General features: G+C 56.0%; 17 protein-coding genes. 8 read left to right on the forward strand and 9 right to left on the reverse strand.

Annotation, left to right across the window (positions count from 1 at the left end):
* Positions 1-180: 180 nt before the first annotated feature.
* Positions 181-2,550 carry a single-stranded-DNA-specific exonuclease RecJ gene (gene recJ / locus AC2IAX_RS05985; protein ID WP_494389763.1) on the reverse strand — a complete coding sequence of 790 codons (2,370 nt, stop codon included), beginning with the start codon at positions 2,548-2,550 and terminating at the stop codon, positions 181-183.
* Between the two features lie 90 nt (positions 2,551-2,640).
* Positions 2,641-3,129 (reverse strand): flavin reductase family protein, encoded by a 489-nt coding sequence (locus AC2IAX_RS05990; RefSeq protein WP_494389764.1) that lies wholly within the window; start codon positions 3,127-3,129, stop codon positions 2,641-2,643.
* Positions 3,130-3,404: 275 nt separating this feature from the next.
* On the opposite strand from AC2IAX_RS05990, the gene AC2IAX_RS05995 reads away from it, so the two are divergent.
* From AC2IAX_RS05995 to AC2IAX_RS06030, 8 genes are all read left to right on the forward strand, one after another.
* Positions 3,405-3,803 carry a slr0373 family blue light stress response protein gene (locus AC2IAX_RS05995; protein ID WP_494389765.1) on the forward strand — a complete coding sequence of 133 codons (399 nt, stop codon included), beginning with the start codon at positions 3,405-3,407 and terminating at the stop codon, positions 3,801-3,803.
* Positions 3,804-3,981: 178 nt separating this feature from the next.
* Positions 3,982-5,493 carry a stress-responsive protein Ycf46 gene (gene ycf46 / locus AC2IAX_RS06000; protein ID WP_099532152.1) on the forward strand — a complete coding sequence of 504 codons (1,512 nt, stop codon included), beginning with the start codon at positions 3,982-3,984 and terminating at the stop codon, positions 5,491-5,493.
* Positions 5,494-5,680: 187 nt separating this feature from the next.
* Positions 5,681-6,031 (forward strand): DUF1257 domain-containing protein, encoded by a 351-nt coding sequence (locus AC2IAX_RS06005; RefSeq protein WP_099532151.1) that lies wholly within the window; start codon positions 5,681-5,683, stop codon positions 6,029-6,031.
* Between the two features lie 183 nt (positions 6,032-6,214).
* Positions 6,215-6,658: a hypothetical protein gene (locus AC2IAX_RS06010; RefSeq protein ID WP_494389766.1), complete on the forward strand. Its 444-nt coding sequence runs from the start codon at positions 6,215-6,217 to the stop codon at positions 6,656-6,658.
* A 150-nt stretch (positions 6,659-6,808) separates the two neighbouring features.
* Positions 6,809-7,570 (forward strand): cytochrome c biogenesis protein CcdA, encoded by a 762-nt coding sequence (locus AC2IAX_RS06015; protein ID WP_494390297.1) that lies wholly within the window; start codon positions 6,809-6,811, stop codon positions 7,568-7,570.
* Positions 7,571-7,719: 149 nt separating this feature from the next.
* A complete protein-coding gene (locus AC2IAX_RS06020; RefSeq protein WP_494389767.1) occupies positions 7,720-9,138 on the forward strand; it encodes a cytochrome c biogenesis protein in 1,419 nt (472 codons plus the stop codon).
* 169 nt (positions 9,139-9,307) lie between these two features.
* Positions 9,308-9,805, forward strand: coding sequence for a pentapeptide repeat-containing protein (locus AC2IAX_RS06025; RefSeq protein WP_494389768.1), 498 nt, complete (start codon positions 9,308-9,310; stop codon positions 9,803-9,805).
* An 18-nt stretch (positions 9,806-9,823) separates the two neighbouring features.
* Positions 9,824-10,555, forward strand: coding sequence for an SIMPL domain-containing protein (locus tag AC2IAX_RS06030; RefSeq protein WP_494389769.1), 732 nt, complete (start codon positions 9,824-9,826; stop codon positions 10,553-10,555).
* An 88-nt stretch (positions 10,556-10,643) separates the two neighbouring features.
* On the opposite strand, the gene AC2IAX_RS06035 is transcribed toward AC2IAX_RS06030, so the two are convergent.
* The 7 genes from AC2IAX_RS06035 to AC2IAX_RS06065 all read right to left on the reverse strand — a co-directional run bounded on the left by AC2IAX_RS06035 (position 10,644) and on the right by AC2IAX_RS06065 (position 19,610).
* Positions 10,644-14,291, reverse strand: a complete 3,648-nt coding sequence (locus AC2IAX_RS06035; RefSeq protein WP_494389770.1) for a response regulator — start codon at positions 14,289-14,291, stop codon at positions 10,644-10,646.
* A 571-nt stretch (positions 14,292-14,862) separates the two neighbouring features.
* Positions 14,863-16,062: an FtsW/RodA/SpoVE family cell cycle protein gene (locus tag AC2IAX_RS06040; protein WP_494389771.1), complete on the reverse strand. Its 1,200-nt coding sequence runs from the start codon at positions 16,060-16,062 to the stop codon at positions 14,863-14,865.
* 292 nt (positions 16,063-16,354) lie between these two features.
* Positions 16,355-16,558, reverse strand: coding sequence for a phycobilisome linker polypeptide (locus AC2IAX_RS06045; protein ID WP_099532144.1), 204 nt, complete (start codon positions 16,556-16,558; stop codon positions 16,355-16,357).
* Positions 16,559-16,797: 239 nt separating this feature from the next.
* Positions 16,798-17,283 (reverse strand): allophycocyanin subunit beta, encoded by a 486-nt coding sequence (gene apcB, locus AC2IAX_RS06050; RefSeq protein WP_099532143.1) that lies wholly within the window; start codon positions 17,281-17,283, stop codon positions 16,798-16,800.
* A gap of 86 nt (positions 17,284-17,369) precedes the next feature.
* The gene (apcA, locus tag AC2IAX_RS06055) at positions 17,370-17,855 is read right to left on the reverse strand and encodes an allophycocyanin subunit alpha (protein ID WP_099532201.1); all 486 of its coding nucleotides are present in this window, start codon (positions 17,853-17,855) and stop codon (positions 17,370-17,372) included.
* Positions 17,856-18,306: 451 nt separating this feature from the next.
* Complete coding sequence (locus AC2IAX_RS06060) at positions 18,307-18,630, reverse strand: 2Fe-2S iron-sulfur cluster-binding protein (protein WP_099532141.1); 324 nt, start codon at positions 18,628-18,630, stop codon at positions 18,307-18,309.
* 29 nt (positions 18,631-18,659) lie between these two features.
* Positions 18,660-19,610, reverse strand: coding sequence for a F0F1 ATP synthase subunit gamma (locus AC2IAX_RS06065; protein ID WP_494389772.1), 951 nt, complete (start codon positions 19,608-19,610; stop codon positions 18,660-18,662).
* Positions 19,611-19,686 lie beyond the last annotated feature (76 nt).

Below are 19,686 nucleotides of genomic sequence, written 5' to 3' on the forward strand. Positions count from 1 at the left end.
AATTTATTGGGTCAAAACGGCAAAGGCAGTCGTGGTAACAAGGGGCTTAAGCCCCTTGCTGCCTAACGATTTGGTGGCGATAACAGTCAGTTGACTTGGCATATCACGTTAAGGCAGTCGCGCTAGTAGGGTTTGCAACTGGCTGAACTCCCATCTTTTTCACTTTGCGATCAACGGTGATCAACGGGCTTGGAGGCGCGGATCCAGATCCTGGAGTGCTGCTGGAGACATGGTGGCAAAATATTGATGGTGAAAGCGCTCTTCTTGGACGATCGCCCAAAATTGTGCGATCGCCCGTGATCGGCTGGTCGCTTCGGTTTCCATGCCGTCCGGAGCTTGGGGTTGAAACCTCAGGTGGCCATCCTGCTCAATTGGGTTCAGGCCGATCGCCGCTAGGGCATCCAGGCCGAGTTCAATTGCCCTGGAGCTGAGGGCTAATCGCTCTGCGAGCAATGCTCGATCGACGGTTTGGCCAGTGCGGCTCAGATATTTCGCCATCCCCAACAGGGTTTGCCAGGTGCGATCGGGGCTGGGTTCCAAAGTCGGCTGATAAGTCAGGGCGATCGGGCGTTGATCGTCCAGGGCTTGGCGGGCGATTTGCTGCCAGTCTTCCCAACGGGTCGGGCATTGATCAACCCACAACATCTCGGCGGGCGATGGCAAGTCGGCGGCAGGTAACCCTTGCCGATAATCCCAAACGGGAATCGTACCAGCGAGATCGCGCACCAAGGGGCGATCGGCTGGGCGCACTGCCAAGGGCCGCAATTGATAGCACTTATCGCGGGCATTGAAATCCAACTCCGCCACCAAGTCACAGGATCCCTTGGGAATGGCTTCCGGTAAACAGTCCCACCAAATGCCCGGGAAAGGTTCGGTGGCCGAGTCATCCTGAATTTCAAAGCGGGTGTAGAGATACCGCAATTTTTGGGATCCCAGGTGCAGGCGGCGGACTTGCAGATTTTGGAACCGAACTTGCCGAATCAGCAAACGCGGGGCCGGGTTCCCCATGCCGCAAGGTTCCAGCCACTTCAGGGCTTGAAACAGGGCCCGTCCTCGATCGAGCAGCAAGTCTGCCACGGTTACGGTCAAATCGGCCGTGATGGGCTGGGGCGATCGGGCGGGGCAACGTTGACGCACTTCCCGTTCCAGGGCTTGGGTAAACAAATCCAAATTGGCCGCCGGCAAGGCCAACCCCGCCGCCAGGGGATGGCCCCCAAATCGATCGAGCAAATGGGTTTGTTGCTTCAGGACTTCGTAAAAATCCAGGCCCGGGAGCGATCGGGCGGATCCCTTCGCCATGTCGCCTTCCAGGGTCAGCAACACCACGGGGCGGTTAAATTCCTGCACCAGTTGACCCGCCACTAACCCCAAAACACCCAAGGGCCAACCCGCTTCCGCCAACACAATCACAGCGGTGGTGGACCAATCGGCGGCGGCCAGGCGCGATCGGGCCCGCCAGAGCACGTCATTTTGCAGGGCTTTGCGGCGACTGTTGGCCGCTTCCACTTGGTCAGCTAATTGGCGACACCGATCGCGATCGCGACTGGTTAGCAGTTCAATGCAAAAGTGAGCATCGCCATAGATGCGACTGGCGGCATTGATGCGCGGGCCCAGGCCAAAGGCAATATCGGAGGGGCGATCGCCCGTTTTCTTGCATCGCTCTAGCAGCAGTTGCAATCCGGGGCGATCGGTTTTTTGGAGATGCTGCAACCCCACTTGGGCCAAGTACCGAGCATCCCCCCGCAGTTCCACCAAATCCGCAATTAGCCCGATCGCCACCAGATCCAGCAGGGCCGTGAGGGGCTGTTGGGGAACCCTGGGCAAGGCTTGGTAAAGGGCTTCTACCAATTTGTAAGCCACCGCCACGCCGGAAAGGCTGGCCAAGGGCGAATCGGCCGGGAGGGTGCGGGGGTTCACCAACGCTACCAAATCCGGCCGTTGGTCGGGCAAGCTGTGGTGATCGGTCACAATCACCTCCAAGCCCAAATCCCGCGCGATCGCCAACTCCGCCAGGTTGGTGCTGCCCGTATCGCAGGTCACGATCAGTTGCCAACCGGCCGCCGCCAGGGCCTCCAGACCCGATCGGGATAGGCCATGGGACTCTTTGAGGCGATCGGGCACAAAGTAAGTGAGCCGATCGCCCTGGGGAAAAAACTGCCCCAACCCATCCCACAGCACCGCCGTGGCCGTCACGCCATCCGCATCAAAATCCCCCCAAATGGCCACCCGATCGCCCCGTTCATGGGCCAACACCAGCCGCGCGATCGCCTTGGCCATTTCGGAGCCAAACCCCTCTGGCCCCGTGGGTTGATAGTACGCCGCCGAGAGCCACCCGGCTAAGGTGCTTGGATCACGCCAACCCCGTTCCCACAACACTTGGGCCAGCCACTGGGCCCGATCGCCTTGCGGTGAACGACCGCTTTTCGGATCCGCCGCCTTTGGGTTGTCTACCTTCACCGGATCCAGGCGATCAAGAATTGATCGCACCGCCGCCACCCAGTCCGCCGGGGGCGGTTCGATCGAAAATTGCCAAGCCGCTTCAATATCCATGGGCAAAATCCATGGGTCAACTACAACGGGCCAACTGAAACGAGCTGACCAAACCAGCCAATTTCAGCCAGGGAGTCAACCCAGCCATACCTAGCCGCCGTAGTTCCAGCCGGTGCTTTCCAGGGTCAGCGCTTCTCCTTCCCGGTGGATGCCTGCGCCAATCACCTCGCCCACAAAAACCGTGTGATCACCATGGGCGATCGAGCCAACCACCTTGCATTCCACATAGCCCAGTGAGTCCGGCAAAATTGGGCAGCCCGTGGCCTCGCCCAAATAGAACTCGATGTCTTCAAACTTGTTGCCCACCCGGCGACGGGGCTTGAAAAATTGAGCCGCCAAATCCTTTTGGCCCGCTTCCAACACCGTCAGCGCAAACACGCCGCTCGCTTCAATCATGGCGTGGGAACCAGATTCCCGATTCACACAGTTCACCACCAACGGCGGCTTAAACGAGCCTTGCATGACCCAACTAGCCGTAAAGGCGTTCACGTCTTCGCCCGCCTGATCCCGCACACCACAGACATAGATGCCGTGGGGAATTTTCCGGAGCATGGTCTTTTTGGCTTGTTCATCGAGCATGGTGCTAACTCCTCGATCGGGTGGGTAGGGGAAAGTCAATCATCGATCACATCGCTGTTGACTGATCCCTTGCTGAGTGTATCGCAGCCGATCGCCCTCAAAGTTCCACCCAATCACCGATTAACCCGTTTTCGCGCCATGAACTGAGCCGTGAAGTCCGGGATCTTTTGTAAAGAAAGATTGCGAAAAAGACAGCAAGACGGCTTTCTGTCTTGACAGACTAGCGTTGCCCCGATACCTTAACATTCATACCCGGGTAATTCATTTGTAGTTATATGCAAGACAAACAGGACAAGCAAAAAGTCACGCTCTACTTCCCCCAACAGTTGCATCGTCAACTCAAAATCCGGGCGGCAGTTGAGTCGGAACCGATGTCCGCAATTGTCGAACGGGCCGTGGCCTTTTACCTCGAACATCCTGAGGTCATTGACGAGCACAGCGAACCCTACGGGCGTACCCACCGGGTCTATAGCTGCCCTGTCTGTCAAACCTCCACAGTCCTGCGCGATGGTGAATTGGTTGGTCTTGGAAGCCAGCCTGGCATTCTTGCCGAAGATACACTGTCGATCGAACGGGCCTTGACGGTTCGGGCTGGTGCTCCGGAGTCCGCCGAGGAGGAAGCTCCCAGTGGCGACACGGACGACTCCAACAGCGAAAACCTTGTACCTTGCTGAAGCAACTGCCAAATGGCTTCAGTGCCGGTTGCGGGTTAGCCCCTTAAGGATTTCGCTCAGGACTCGCTAGATACTTACTAATCACTTTGGCTAATCACGTTGGGCTAGATAAAGAGCAATTTTCAGTCTCTAAGCTAGTCCATCGCATGTCCAACTCAAGCGGAATGGGTCGAGGGTTATGCAAGAGCAACTAAGCGTCCTGGTCAGAGCGCAATATCCGCTGGTTTACCTCCTAACCTATGAAGAGGAACGCGCTGAACAGGCGATCGCCCGCCTTGCCCAATCCAAAACGCAACCCCGCCGCCTGTTTGTTTGGACGGTGACCCATGGGGTGGTGGAATATGGTCAACCCCGCACGGTGACGCAACACAACACCGTTTCGCCGGAAGCCGCGATCGAGTGGATTGTGCGCCAACGCGACCCCGGCATCTACATCCTCAAAGACTTCCATCCCTACATCGACTCACCGGGGGTGAAGCGCTGGCTGCGAGACGCGATCGCCCAATTCAAGGGGATGCAAAAAACGATCGTGTTGATGTCGCCGGTTCAGGAAATTCCGATCGAGCTTGAAAAAGAAGTCGTGGTGTTGGATTTCCCCTTGCCCACCCTGAACGAACTGGATCAGGTGTTGGGTGAACAACTCGAAGAGACCCGATCGCGCCCTCTCAGCCCGATCGCCCGTGAGAAACTGCTCAAAGCAGCCCTCGGTCTCACCCGTGACGAAGCCGAAAAGGTCTACCGCAAAGCCCATGTGAGCACCGGCAAGCTCACCGAATCGGAAGTCGAAATTGTCCTGTCCGAAAAGCAGCAGTTGATTCGTCGCAACGGCATTTTGGAATACATGGACGAAGACGAGACGATCGAATCGGTCGGCGGTCTCGAAGAGCTGAAACGGTGGCTCACCCAACGCTCCAACGCCTTCACCGAGCGGGCCCGGGAATACGGCTTGCCCCAACCGAAGGGAATGCTGATTTTGGGTGTGCCCGGTTGCGGTAAGTCTCTGATTGCCAAAACCACCTCCCGGCTGTGGGGTTTGCCCCTGCTGCGGTTGGATATGGGGCGCATCTACGACGGCTCCACCGTGGGGCGATCGGAAAAGAACCTGCGGATGGTGCTCAAAACCGCCGAGTCGATTTCCCCCGTCATCCTGTTCATTGATGAACTGGACAAGGCCTTCGCCGGTTCCGCCGGTTCCGCCGACTCCGATGGAGGAACCTCCAGCCGCATCTTTGGCTCCTTTCTCACCTGGATGCAGGAAAAAACGTCCCCGGTGTTCGTAATGGCGACGGCCAACCGGGTCGATCGACTCCCCGGCGAGTTCCTGCGCAAAGGCCGGTTTGACGAAATCTTCTTCGTCGATTTGCCCACCCAGGACGAACGGAGCGAAATCTTCCAAATCCACCTTGAAAAGCGGCGCTCTGAAATCTCCCGCTTTGATTTGGATCAGCTCGCCAAAGTTTCCGATGGTTTCTCCGGCGCAGAAATCGAACAGGCCATCTTCGCGGCCATGTACGAAGCCTTTGCCCAAGATCGCGAGTTTACCCAACTCGACATCATCGCAGCGATCAAGGCAACCCTGCCGCTGTCGAGAACCATGACCGAGCAGGTAACGGCATTACGCGACTGGGCCCGCCAGCGCGCCCGTCCTGCCGCCGCTGCTGTTGCGGACTACATCCGCCAGGAGTGGTGACCCCCAAGCTTTCTCCCGTCTCCCAACGGGAGGAGGGCTAGCCCCCCAGTTCCAACCCGTTCAGCATCTGGAACCCCGGTTGGCTAGCGCATTGAAACCAAGCATCGAAGCCTCCCAACTTCGTGCTTGCCATTGAACCCCTAGTTGTTGTCGTTCACGCAATTTCCATCCACAGGAGGAAACCCTCATGTCTCACTTCAGCACCCTGCGCACCAAGATTACTGATGTGGAAATCCTGCGCCAATCCCTGTGCGACCTGGGCATTCAAACCAAAACCAGCGCCGATGTGCGTGGCTATAACGGCCAACGGGTTCGCGCTGACCTGGTGGCGATCCTGGAAGGGGAATATGACCTGGGCTGGTCGCGCAATGCTGACGGCTCCTACGATCTGATTGCGGATCTGTGGGGTGTGGCAAAGAAGCACAACCAAACGGAGTTGATCAATTCGATCAACCAAAAATATGCGGTGAATAAGACGCTGGCGGAGGTGAAGCGTCCTGGGCTGCAAAATGCCAATGTGAAATTGGTGGTTCAGTAGCAACCGCTTTGTCTGCGCGTTCCTAAGCTTGCTGGCTGGTCGGGTTACCCGGCCAGCCTATTTTGTTGGTTGATTGTTATTAATTGATCGCTGATTTTTGTTATTGGGTGCTATTTGGTTTTTGGATTAATTGCTATCAGTTGCTGTTGATTAGTTGATTACTTGTTTTTTGGGTCTTAGTGGATGCGATCTTTTCCTCGGCTGAATTTGCGGCCCGTGATGATGCACCCGATCGCGCGGCGGGGGCTGACGGTGGCTCATTGGATTTTGGCGATCGCCCCGATCAGCTTACTGATCACCGGAGCGGGGGCTTGCCTCCAAGCCACCCGAATTTTAGGAAAAGTGCCACAGCCTTGGGTCAATGACCCTTATTTGTTCGGTCACAACGACGCGGCTTATCAAGCTTGGTTGCAGGCGGCAAGCTTGGCCCTGGGGTTTACAGTTCTGAGCCTGATTCCTTGGTTTGTGCTGACGGCGGTGGCGATTTTGGCCCATTGGCGCTATTGGGCCAAAACAGAGTCCAGAGGAGCGGTGGGCTACCGGTTTTTGCCGATCGGGCTGTATTTGCTGAGCTGGGTGGTGTTGATTTGGGAGCCAGTGGGATTGATAGATTGGTTGCTGGACTAGTGAGCAGCACCGTTGATTAATCCGTGCAGCGGGCAACTGGGGCGATCGGCAATTTCCATCCACCCCCTAAAATTAATCCTGTGGGCCATGGGGCCATGCCATTGGGCCAGGGCAAATCAGCCAGTTCCTGAACAAGTAGGGCGATCGCAGGTGTGGGAATCAGTACAAACGGGTTTATATCACCTGGCACAGTGGGCCACGGCGTTGGTGGAAGCACAGTTGGCTCATCCCAGTTTGGGGAGTGTGCTGGTGACGTTTGGGGCGGGCCTGCTCACCAGCCTGACCCCCTGTATGTTGTCGATGCTGCCGATCGCGGTGGGCTATCTCGGAGGCTATGACACCTCCGGTGAGTCGGAACCCGCCAATGGGCGATCGCGCTGGGCAGCGGCGGTGCAATCCCTTTGGTTTGCCCTGGGTTTGGCCACCACCCTGGCAGTGATGGGGGTGGCGGCGGCCTGGTTTGGTCGGGTTTACGGCCAGGTGGGCTGGGGCTTGCCGTTGCTGGTGAGCGGGGTGGCGATCGTGATGGGGTTAAATCTGCTGGAGGTGTTGCCCTTTCAGTTCCCATCTCTGGGGCAATGGATTCCCGTGCCGACGGGGGTTCCCCGATCGCTGCGATCCTATTTGGTGGGGCTAACGTTTGGGCTGGCGGCTTCCCCTTGCAGCACGCCCGTTTTGGCAGCACTGTTAGCATGGGTGTCGGCCACACGCGACCCGATCGCGGGTGGGGGTCTGCTGTTGGCCTATGCGATCGGCTATGTGTCGCCGTTGGTGTTGGTGGGTACGTTTGCCGCCTCTTTGAAGAGTGTTTTGGCGCTGCGCAGCCGATCGGGCTGGATTGTGCCCACCAGTGGCGCGTTATTGGTGGGATTCGGCGTATTTTCGCTGCTCAGTCGGTTGCCGATCGGCTAGGGTGAATGGCCAACGTACTGCTAGTCAACGGATTGCCAGACCCATGAGACGCTAGGAAATCAGGGCTAAAAACACAGGGCCAATAGCCAGGGTCAACACACTAGGGCGGATTAAGGAAAGACTAAAGTACTGGGGGCAGGGCAAAAATCATGGATGCGAATGACGGATTGCAGCAAACTCCCCTGAGCGGGGCGATCGGGCGGAGCTGGTGGCGCGAAGGGTTGCGCATCATTGCTGACTTACGGTTGGCGATCGTCCTGTTATTGGTGATTGCAGTGGCCAGCATCACCGGCACAGTCATTGAGCAGGGCCAGGGTTTGGAGTTCTATCAAGCAAACTATCCAGAGGATCCGGCCCTGTTTGGCTTCCTGAGCTGGAAAGTGTTGCTGGCCTTGGGGTTGAACACCGTCTATCGCACCTGGTGGTATTTGGGGCTGTTGGTGCTGTTTGGCACGAGCTTGGCCGCCTGTACTGCCCTGCGCCAATGGCCGGCCCTGAAAGCTGCCCGGCATTGGAGTTATTACCGGGCCCCAAGACAGTTTGAGAAATTGGCCCTCAGCGCCCGGTTGAACTTAGGGGAAGAAACCAGCGCGATCGCCCCAGTGGCTCCCCTATTGCAAGCCAAAGGCTATCGGGTTTTTGCGGAAGGCAGCAGCCTGTATGCACGCAAGGGCATTGTGGGCCGCATTGGGCCGATCATTGTCCATGCGGGAATGCTGATTGTGTTGTTGGGGGGCATCATTGGTGCGCTCACCGGTTTCATTGCCCAAGAAATGATTCCCAGCGGTCAAACGTTTCAGGTCACCAATATTATTGACGGTGGCCCTTTGGCGGCGGGTAATGTGCCCCGAGATTGGTCTGTGAAGGTCAATCGCTTTTGGATTGAATATTTACCAGACGGCAACATCGACCAGTTTTATTCTGATTTGTCGGTGTTGGATCAAGCGGGTCAAGAGCGCGATCGACAAACTATTTTTGTGAATCAGCCCCTGCGCTACCGAGGGGTGACTATGTACCAAACCGACTGGGGCATCGCGGCGGTGAAGGTACGAATCAACAACAGTCCATCAATTCAGTTACCCATGGGCAAGCTGAATTTGCCGGGGGCGGGCCGGATTTGGGGCACTTGGGTTCCCACCAAACCGGACTTGAGCGAGGGGGTTTCGCTGCTGGCGCGAGATTTACAAGGGGCGGTGCTGATCTATGACGCAACGGGCCGCCCGATCGCCACCACGCGGGTGGGCCGATCGACCCCAATTACCCTGGGCGATCGCACCCTCACCTTGGCTGTGGATGATCTGATTGGCAGCACGGGGCTACAAATCAAGGCGGATCCCAGCATCCCGATCGTCTACTTGGGCTTTGGATTGTTGATGGTGGGCGTGGTGATGAGCTATTTTTCCCACTCACAAATTTGGCTGTTGCAAGAGGGGCGATCGCTCTATGTGGGTGGCCGCACCAATCGGGCCCAGGTGACCTTTGAGCGGGAAATGCTGGAGGCGATCGCGCAATTGCAAGCCACTGTCCCGATCGCCTCATCCCCAACGCCCGCTGCTACGGAAACCTAAACGATCGTCTTTAAGTTCACAACATTCGCAGATTGCTATCCATGGCTAAATCCTAAGATTCGTCTCCGATCACGGAGGGATCAGGGCGATCGCGCTAGGCTCAGAGCAAAGGTTCTTGCCCCCGGCCACCATTGCCAGAACCCATTCCACGGGGCAAGCAGGAGGAGTGATGACCCATCAGCATCTGCGTTGGCTTAGTGGTGTAGTCTTGGCAGCGGCGCTCCTCGGTGCGGTAGGTTCGCGGGCGGCGGCGGAACCCGCTGCCACCACGGCTCCCACTGACCTGAAAGAACTTTTGGAAACGGGCCTCTGTGGCGGTTGTAATTTGGCGGCAGCCAACTTGGCGGGGCAAAACCTGCAAGGAGCACACCTGATTGGGGCTGACTTGCGCCATGCCAATTTGCGGGGGGCTAATTTAACCAACGCCAACTTGGAAGGGGCCGATCTGACCGGGGCTGACCTAACGGACGCTAATTTAACCGGCACATTCTTAACCAATGCCATCCTGACCCAAGCGAGGCTCGATCGGGTAAATCTCACAGCCGCCACCCTCAACGATGTGGACGTGACCGGCGCGTCGATGCTGGACTTAACCCTCACAGGCGCGACGATTCAGGACACGGCGATCGGGGTTGGCGGCGACGAACCCATTGAACCCCATCCCTAGGGATGGCTAATCCTTGCCATGATGCGCTTGCTGAATTCCCACAGATCTCCCCGCCTTAAAACAGCCGTTGGTTTGCGCTTGGGGGCGATCGGGCTGGGCATGATTGTGGCGATCGCCGCTGCTCTGCCCGCCCAGGCCCAAGAACGGCTCAATCGGATCCTGTCGGTTACGGGCCGAGGCAGTGAACTGGTCAGCGCCAGCACTGCCCGTGTGAGCCTGGGGGTGGAAGCCCGGGCCGCCACCGCCGAAGCGGCCCAAGCGGAAATGGCCAAGCGATCGAGCGCGGTGGTGGCGCTGCTGCGGGGTCGCAATGTCCAAAAGCTGCAAACCACGGGCGTTTATCTCAGCCCCTACTACGACAACAACAGCAAACCCGTGGGCTTTGTGGCCACCAACACGGTCAGCTTTGAAATTGCCGCCACCGAATCCGGAGCGCTCATGGATGCGGCCGTGAAAGCGGGAGCGACCCGAGTAGATGGGGTGCAATTCACGATCGACGATGCCACCAACAACGCGGCACGCAATCGGGCCTTGGCCGCAGCAACCCGTGATGCCCAGGCCCAGGCCGATGCAGTTTTGGCGACCTTGGGGCTAACTCGGCAGGAAGTGATGGGCATTCAGGTAGAGGGGGCGATGATGTCGATCCCCAGCCCCATGCTGCGAGGCGTGGCCGACTCCGCCGCCAGCACCCCCGTGGTGGCCGGTGAACAGACGATCCAAGCCACGGTCACTTTGCACATTCGGTACTAGTTCGGTACTAGTTCGGCACTCGCCACCGAGGGCTGAATTAACGCTTTGTTCGTTTTCAGTTGCCAACGTCGAGGCTTAACATCGGGGTTCAACGTCGGGATGGGGTGACCTGAATTTGATCGATTTGATCAAGCTGCTGAGTGTAGGCACAAACGCGATTCATCACATCCCGTAGTTGAGCTGACAAAATTTCAGCCCGATCAAGCCGATCGGCCAGGGCATTGGTTTCCAGTTGGCAAGCCAAATCCGGCATTTCCAAAACGCCAGCATTGGCTGCCGCACCTTTAATTTGGTGGGCCCGCCGATAGACTTCCTTGATGTTTTGGCTTGCGATCGCCCGATCCAGCGCTTCCAAATATTCCGGAATGCCTTCCACAAAAATACTGAGAATTTCACGGGCGATCTCCAGATCACCCATGGAAATCTCCATCAACCGTTCCCGATCGATCGGTGGTGGTGACTCAGTAGCCGAATTCCCAGCAACTAGCATCGGCATGGAATTTGATGCCGTTGGGAGCAAGTCTTCTTCCGCTTGCGAATTGCGACTCATGGGAATCACCCAGCGATCGAGCACGGCCGCCAGGCCCGCCAAGCTAATCGGTTTGCTGATGTAGTCATTCATGCCCACCGCCAAACATTCCTCCCGGGCCCCAGCCAGAGCATTAGCCGTCATGGCAATCACCGTCACATCCTGGTTGGGGCCCACTTCCGCCCGTAACCGCTGCACGGCCTGATAGCCATCCATCACCGGCATCAAGCAATCCATCAACACCAAATCAAACGGCTCGCGCAACAGTCGATCGAGCGCCTGTTGGCCATTGTCAGCACAGGTCACATTCTCCCAACCCAAACTCTTGAGCTGCCGCAAGACAATTTGTTGATTCAGGGGGGTGTCTTCCACCACCAAAATCTTGCAATGCACCGGCCGCACCAGGGGATGGAGCGATCGCGCCGCCGATTGTCCATTGCCCTCAGCCGCCGTTAGCGGTTCCAGCACCGCCGGTAAGGTCGGTGACTCGTGGCGCACCGCCGCTGTTAACGCATCCAGCAGTTGCGAAACCAAAATCGGCATCGTCAGATAATGCTTAATTACCCCCTGGCTCACCAGTTGATGGCCCAGCGATCGCGCTTCGGGCTTCAGCAACAGAATCCAGTGCAAAGCGGCCAGGGCCGGTTGTTGCTGAATTTGGCACTGGAGCGGTTCCCAGGTCAAATCCAAATCTGCCAAATTGACCAGGGCGATCGTGTAGGGATTTTCGCTGTGGCTGGCCGTTTCGATCGCCCCAAACACCTGATCCGCCGGCACGCGATCCAAGCGCCCACCCCAAGCCCGCACCTGGGAACCAATCAACAATTGCTGACGGGGATCCGTATCCACCAACAGCAACCGTTCCTGGCGCAAAAATGACCATTGCTCCGCTTCATCCGTCAACGCCTGGCGCTGCAAGGGCACTGAAAACCAAAACGTACTGCCCCCGCCCATATTGGCCTCATAGCCAATTTCGCCCCCCATCAGTTCCACCAACTGCCGACAAATGGCCAGACCCAACCCAGTGCCCCCATAGCGACGGGTTGTGGAAGCGTCCACCTGCGAAAACGACTGAAACAGCTTGTGGCGATGCTCCGGCAAGACCCCCACCCCCGAGTCTCGCACCTCACAGTGAATCACCACCATCTTGTTCGATTGGGATTCCAAAGACATTTGAAAAACCACCTGTCCTTGATCCGTAAATTTAATGGCATTACCCACTAAGTTGATGCAAATTTGATGCAGTCGCGTGGGGTCACCCACCACCGTCCAAGGCACATTACTATCCAACAGCGTCAAAAGCGTTAATCCTTTCGCTTGGGCTTGGGGCCGCAGGAGGTGATCGACGGTTTCAATACATTGATTTAGGTCAAAGGGAATGGACTCTAGCTGAACTTCCCGAGCTTCAATTTTGGCCCAATCCAAAATGTCATTAATCAACGACAATAGGTGCTCGCCGCTGGTTTTTAAGATTCGGGCTAAGTCTTGCTGTTCTAGGTTCAGGGGTGTTTGCAGCAGCAGATCGGTTGTGCCTAAAGCCGCATTCAAAGGAGTCCGAATTTCGTGACTCATGTTGGCCAGAAATTGGCTTTTGGCTCGGTTGGCAGAATCGGCTAATTCCTTTGCCAGTTGCAGTTCCGTGGACTGGTGTTGAAGACGTTGCACCAATTGGGTTTGTTGAACAGCAATGCCCAGTTGTGCCCCAATTTGCACCAAAATTTTGATGTCTGATTCGCTCCAGGTGCGGGGGCGTTCATTTTGATAGGCTCCCAGGACTCCCCACAGTTCCCGGCCACAATGAATGGGCACGCAAACAAAGGCTTTGGCCGCCAATCGATCGAGCAATTCCAAACAGGTATCGGCTAAATCTGCCTGATCCACATCGCTGGCACTGACATAACTGGCTCCCAAGTTGAAGGGGCCGCCTTGGGTCAGTTGCCAAGTTTTGTGGCACAGGGCCGGATTGAGGTGATCCACATCCTTGGTGACTCCGCTCGGACTAACCAAGGGCTGCACACCATCGGCCACAGACTCCACCAAAAATTGACCACTCCAGTCTGGATTAAACCGATAAATCACCACTCGATGGCACAGGAGGGCCCGCCGTAGCTCATCGGTTGTATCCAGAAAAATTTCATCCAGATCCAGGGATTGCCGCATTCGGGTGATGATTCGGGCGATCGCGGTTTCGCGTCGGGCCAAGTCCCGCAGGGCCTGTTCTGCCTGCTTCCGTTGCATCAAGGCTCCGGCCTGGGTTCCCACTGCCTCCAACAGATGCAAGATTTTGTTATCGAGGGTCGAGGCCTGTCGTCGCAGGAACATCAAGACCGCCAGAACCTGGGAGCCGTCCAAAATAGGAACCGCAAAGGCCGATCGCAAACCCACACTAGCGGCCAGCTCTGAACGGGCAAAAATTCCCGGTTGGCTTAAATCCTCCAGCCATTCCGCCTGGCGCTGGGCCCAAACCCGGCCGGGCATTCCTTCTCCCGATCGATACTGAAGCTGCAAACTGGCTTGGCGAAAGGCTTGAAAAGATGGGTCGCTGGCATACCAACTGGGGCTGCACTCCAGCGCCGTCCCGTGGGCATTGGGCACCCAGGCTTCTGCACAATCCCACTTAATGGTTTGGCAAGTCAGCCGCAAAATGGCTTCAAGGGATGCATCAAAATCCGAGGCTCGCCCGATCGCCTGGGAAGCCGCCAGCAACAGCCGAATTTCAATTTCAACTTTCTGGCGCTGAACAATTTGTTTGTGTAGCAGTTCATTCTGCTCAGTCAGGCGACGATTCGCCGATCGCAACTCTTCCTGAAGGGCATATAGCCGCAGTTGGCTCTCAATTCGCGACAGAATCTCTTGAACCTGAAAAGGTTTAGTAATATAGTCAACTCCACCGGCTTCAAAGGCATGAACCTTATCGGTTGGGCGATCTAAAGCGCTAATAAAAATAACAGGAATATGACGAGTTTGAGGATCATCTTTTAAATAACGACAAACTTCATATCCGTCCAAATCTGGCATACAAGCATCCAGAAGGATTAAATTTGGTGCAGCCAATCGAGCAGCGCTTAATGCCAATCGACCACTAATTGCTTTTCTAACACGATAGCCATGGGTCTCCAGCATGGAAGACAGCAGACGGAGATTGTCTGGCAAATCATCCACAATTAAGATATCAGCTTTGGCGGGATGCCTAGAAGAAGATAACATCGACAGCAATCCAGAGAGAAAGGATGAAATCAGTGATCAAACGTCAAAAAAGTATCTAGAAACTGTTATTCAAGACGGTTCATTTCATTCAGGTTATTTGGCTTATGGCTGATGAGTGCTGTGCTATTTCTATTGATGTTTGACTAATTGCGATGATTGGGGCGATTGATGATTTGAGATTTGAGATTTGAGCCTATTAGCGTTTAGTTGCTTTAAACGGCATTCAAGCTGCTTTTAGCTAGCTATTGAGTCGCAACTATGCCCATTCAGTGAAAATTGTCTGACTCAAAACTAGTGAACAGTTTCCACTCAAGGTGCTTTGCGGTTACCCAAAATCGTTAAATTTTTCATGAATTTTTGAGTTCAGCTCACTCTTTCGTGAGGTCAGTGACTATCAAGTCAACGATCGCCTAAAGTCAGAGCAGCTCTGAACTTTTGGTGGCTTCAGTCTGTACGCCATTCAACAATCATGCAACATGGTCATGGCTGTTAACTATCGGTAGAACACGAGTATTTTTTGATACGATCACCCGTCTTCCTTTACGGGGATAGTCAAAATTGCGGTGCGTCTTTAAGGCCGACGGGGCCGACGGCGATCGAGGGGAACAACCGTGGCCGCGCTGCTTTCGCGGGCCACCCGAATCAGCAACCCCGCTAGAAACAGACTGGCAATAATCGAGCTACCGCCATAGCTCATGAGGGGAAAAGGCAGTCCCGTCGTTGGCAGCACACCGGTTGCCACGCCAATGTTCACCAGGGCCTGGCCCACCAGCAGCAATACAGCACCGACGGCCACCAGTCGCAGGGAGCGATCGCTCGCATTGGCAGCCACTCGCAGGCCCAATACACCATAAACGACTAATAGAGTCAACAACAGCAGGGAACCGACAAAGCCAAACTCCTCCGCAAACACTGAAAAAATAAAGTCCGTGAACTGAATGGGCAGGCTGGCTAGTTTTTGTTGCGAGAGGCCAAACCCCGTCCCCCACCAGCCCCCCGACCCGATCGCCAGGAGACTTTGCACCAATTGATAGCCAATGCCTAGGGGGTCATCCCAAGGATTGAGAAAGGATGCAATTCGCCGCTGTTGGTAAGTGCGCAGGCTAATGCTAATTAGCCCTAAAACCAGCCCACCTCCCGCCGCGCTGAGCAGATAGGCATAGGGCAAGCCCGCCGTCAGTGCCAGTAGCCAAACGGTCATCCCACAAACCGCTGCGGTGCTGAGATTGGGTTGCAACAAGATCCCCAACAACACTGCACCGATGGTTCCCAGCCAAAACCAGCGATGGCGATCGGTCAACCGTTCCCACTGACCCAAAATACGGGCACTTTGCAGCACCAAAAAGGGCTTTAAAAGTTCCGAGGGTTGAATCGGCAAGACCCCAATTTCAATCCAGCGAACGGCTCCGTTGGCCGATCGCCCAAGGCCAGGAACCAGCAGCGCCCACATCAGCATCAGGGTGACCAGCAACCCCCAGTGGGCGATCGCCAACACGTAGCGCAGGGGCAAGGAAACGGCCGTTTGGAATCCCACCAGCCCCGCCGCAATCCACAGCAGTTGCCGTTTGCAATAGTACCAACCGTCTCCTTCCGTGGCTTCCGCACTGGCGTAGGAGGCAGATAGCAAAATCAGAAAACCCACAAACAGCCAAAAGAAGGTGAGCCAACGCAACCAGCGGGCTTCGTCGGCCCAGCCCACTGCCGACCACCCCACGGAGGTTCGGAACTGTGTGAGCCAATCACTCCAAACAAGGGGGCGACGTTGGGCCATGGATCGCAGTCAACCTCAAGGGGCAAAGACAGACCAGAAAGCAACCCCACCAGCGGAGGCCAAGCGCTGCTGACTTCAAACAATGCTGATGCAAAATGCCTATTCAAAACAATATCGCGAGCCACAAGTTTCAGCTACCCGTAGGCAGGCTCACTTGTCACTCGCGATCGGCTGAATTCAGAATTGGTGTTCCAATTCCAAAAATGACTGAGGGTTGGGTCACCGACTCGATCGATCCACCTGGCCCCAAAAGGGCAGAAGAGGCCGATCAGGCGGTTCACAGTTTGCCAATCTACAGCAAACCCGTATTCGTGCCCGGGCGGCCCGTAGCCAGCTCGACCTTCACGATTTTGCCACCCATTTTTTGGATGCGTTGCTGTTCCTTGAACCAGTTGTCGTAGGAAACCAACTTCGTGAAGAAGGTGTTTTGCAGCTCGCGCTGCGTCCGAATTCGCGTTTGGCTCGGCACGCAAGCCGTAATTTTAAACATCCGCATGGCGAGAAACCTTTGTGACTTCAACGACAAATCTGACCAAAATTCAGACCAAGTCCTTAAACAACGAGGTCTGAGCCGTGCTGCCCCCAAAGCTAACCAGACAACGCGATCGCGGAGCCTATGCAACTTTGAGCGTTCAGCAACTATCCCAGACCCCGTGGCTTCACTCATTTCAACCCAACAGGGGAAACCACAACCATCAACCCGGTGAGTCGAAATTCAGCCAAGCCATTTGTTGTTTAGCTCAAGCCCGAGGAGATGTAGTCGAAGTACACGCCCATTTCCTTACCAGCGTCAGAGCCCACCAAACCGGCGGTCACTTCCTTCATGGCTTGGATCGCTTGCACGGTGGTGCCGATGGGCACGCCCAAGGAGTTGTAGGTTTCCTTCAGACCGTTGAGCACGCGCTCATCGAGGATCGAAGGATCGCCAGCCAGCATTGCGTAGGTGGCATAGCGGAGGTAGTAGTCCAGGTCGCGGATGCAGGCAGCATAGCGACGGGTGGTGTACATGTTGCCGCCGGGACGGGTCACATCGGAGTACAGCAGCGACTTAGCAACAGCTTCCTTCACGATCGTGGCAGCATTAGCGCCGATCGCGTTAGCAGCGCGCACGCGCAGTTCGCCGGTCGCGAAGTAGTTCTTCAGCTTATCCAGAGCGCTGGAGTCGAGGTACTTGCCCTGAACGTCGGAGGAGTTGATGACGGAGGTAATTGCGTCTTGCATGATCGTTTTTGAATAAGTCGGTTTTGCAAGGAAATGGCTTTCATTAAAGCCGAAGCAAGTCAAGCTAGCGAGGGAGAACCCAGGTCTTAGCTCAAGCCGCCAATCACGTAATCGAAGTAAGCCGAAGCTTCAGCTGCATCTTCGCCGCTCAGCAGACCAGCAGCAGCAGCCTTCATGCCGCGCACACCTTCAGCCACGCCGTCGATCGGGGTACCCAGCGAGCGGTACATTTCGCGCACACCCACCAAACCGATTTCTTCGATCGGGGTCACGTCGCCAGCCACGATGCCGTAGGTCACCAGACGCAGGTAGTAGTCCAGGTCGCGCAGGCAGGTTGCGGTCATTTCTTCGCCGTAAGCGTTACCACCGGGCGAAACCACATCGGGGCGCTTTTGGAACAGTTGTTCGCCGGCTTGCTTAACGATGCGCTCACGAGCATCGGTCAGGATTTGGGCAATGCGCAGGCGTTGAGCGCCGGTGGACACGAAAGCCTTGATGCGATCCAGTTCGCCGGGGCTGAGATAGCGGGCCTCAGCGTCGGCATTCACGATTGACTTCGTGACGATACTCATTGAATAAACTCCTCCGAAAGGAAAAAAGTTTTGACTGGAGATTGGGGCTTCCACCGAGGAAACGACTAGCATCGCTGCGATTGCTCAGGCAGCGGGAGCAACGAGAAATTTTCTAAGCCAGGCCGTTTAACTCTTGGCTCGAAATCCACCAGCGACAGTCCTGAGACCGCAACTCGGTGTCCTCCCCGGCAAATCAACACTTATTCTCAGGCATGAAGCCCGTTGACCCTCGCTTGGATTAACAGTTTTTAACATCCTTCCTCAGACAGCTAATCTTTGAGGGCCGTTCCGAGTCTGTGATTTTTGTCTCGATCGTTCAACCGCCCAAAAGACAAAACACCAGACGAATCAAAATCTAGGGTCAAGATTTTGCGCCTGATGTTTTGCAGATTTCGGTTTGGATCGAGCGATCCAGCGATCGCCCAACAGCCAGGTTTCCCCCAGTCCAAATTTATTTTTGGAATTGACCAAATTGCAGTTCGTAAACCTCATCCTCACAACCAGTTTGGATTTTGAGGTTAGAACGGGGCTTAGCGGTACAAAGGAGCGCAAACCCCTTCGTGCGCAAATCCGGACTCAAGCCCATGCTGTCGCCTGGCTCGATCGTCCCTTCCACTACGCGGGCAGCACAGGTCGTGCAAACCCCCGCATTGCAAGAGCTGGGAAGCGTCAGCCCCGCCGCGGCCGCCGCCGTCAAAATGGGCGTATCATCCGCCACTTGCAGGACGTGGGTTTGCCCTTCGTGCTGAATTTCAACCTGATAGGTCGTGCTCATGGTTCTTCTCTCAAATCCCTAGCCAATCCCTAGGAGCGCTGCGCCTCAGCACCACCGCACACTTCCAGGATTTCTTGGGTAATAGCGGCCTGCCGTGCCTTGTTATAGGTCAAGGTCAAAGTGCCAATCAAGGTCTTGGCGTTCTCGCTGGCGTTGCTCATGGCAGTCATCCGAGCAGCCAACTCGCTGGCGGCGGACTCTTGCAGGGCCCGCAGGAGTTGATTGTTCAGGTACAACGGCAAGAGCGCGTTCAGGATTTGTACCGGATCCTGCTCAAAGATGGTGTCGCGCGGCAAGGGTGCGGTGGGCAAATCGACCCGCTCGCGCTCCACTTGGAATTGTCCGCCACGGGTTGTCAGCCGGAAGATCTCATCATCCGACGCTTCCAAGCCTTGCGGATCCAACGGCAGCAGGGTTTGGACTACGGGACGGGAGCTAATCAGCGATACAAATTTGGTGTAGACCAGTTCAACGCGATCGACCGTTTCCGAGAGGAACAGCGACAGCAGCTCGTCTGCAATTTGCGATGCTTCCGACGCGCTAGGGATTTGCTCTAGACCGTCATAAACAGCCGCGATGTCATGACCCCGACGGCTGAAGTATTGGTTTGCCTTACGACCCACCACGATCATTTTGACGTTGACCCCTTCAGCAAGCAGTTCTTTGCTGCGCTGCTCGGCCCGACGGATCACATTACCGTTGTAGCCACCACACAGGCCCCGATCGCCCGAAACCACCAAAATACCTACGGTTTTAATGCTTCGTTGCCGCAGGAGTGGCAGATCTACATCTTCAAATTTGAGACGCGATTGCAAGCCGTAGAGCACTTGGGCTAAGCGATCGGCGAAGGGGCGGGTGTTGTTTACCTGCTCTTGGGCCCGGCGCACCTTCGCGGCGGCAACCAAGCGCATGGCTTCAGTAATTTTTTTAGTGTTTTTAACGGACTGAATTCGGTCGCGAATTGCCTTGAGGTTTGCCATAGCTGTGGAGTCCTTTGAGTCGCCTGAGTCGCTAGGGGGCGCGATCGCCCGGGGTAGAGGCCCCTAGGCGATCGCT

The sequence above is a fragment of the Limnothrix sp. HT2024 genome (genome assembly GCF_059138625.1).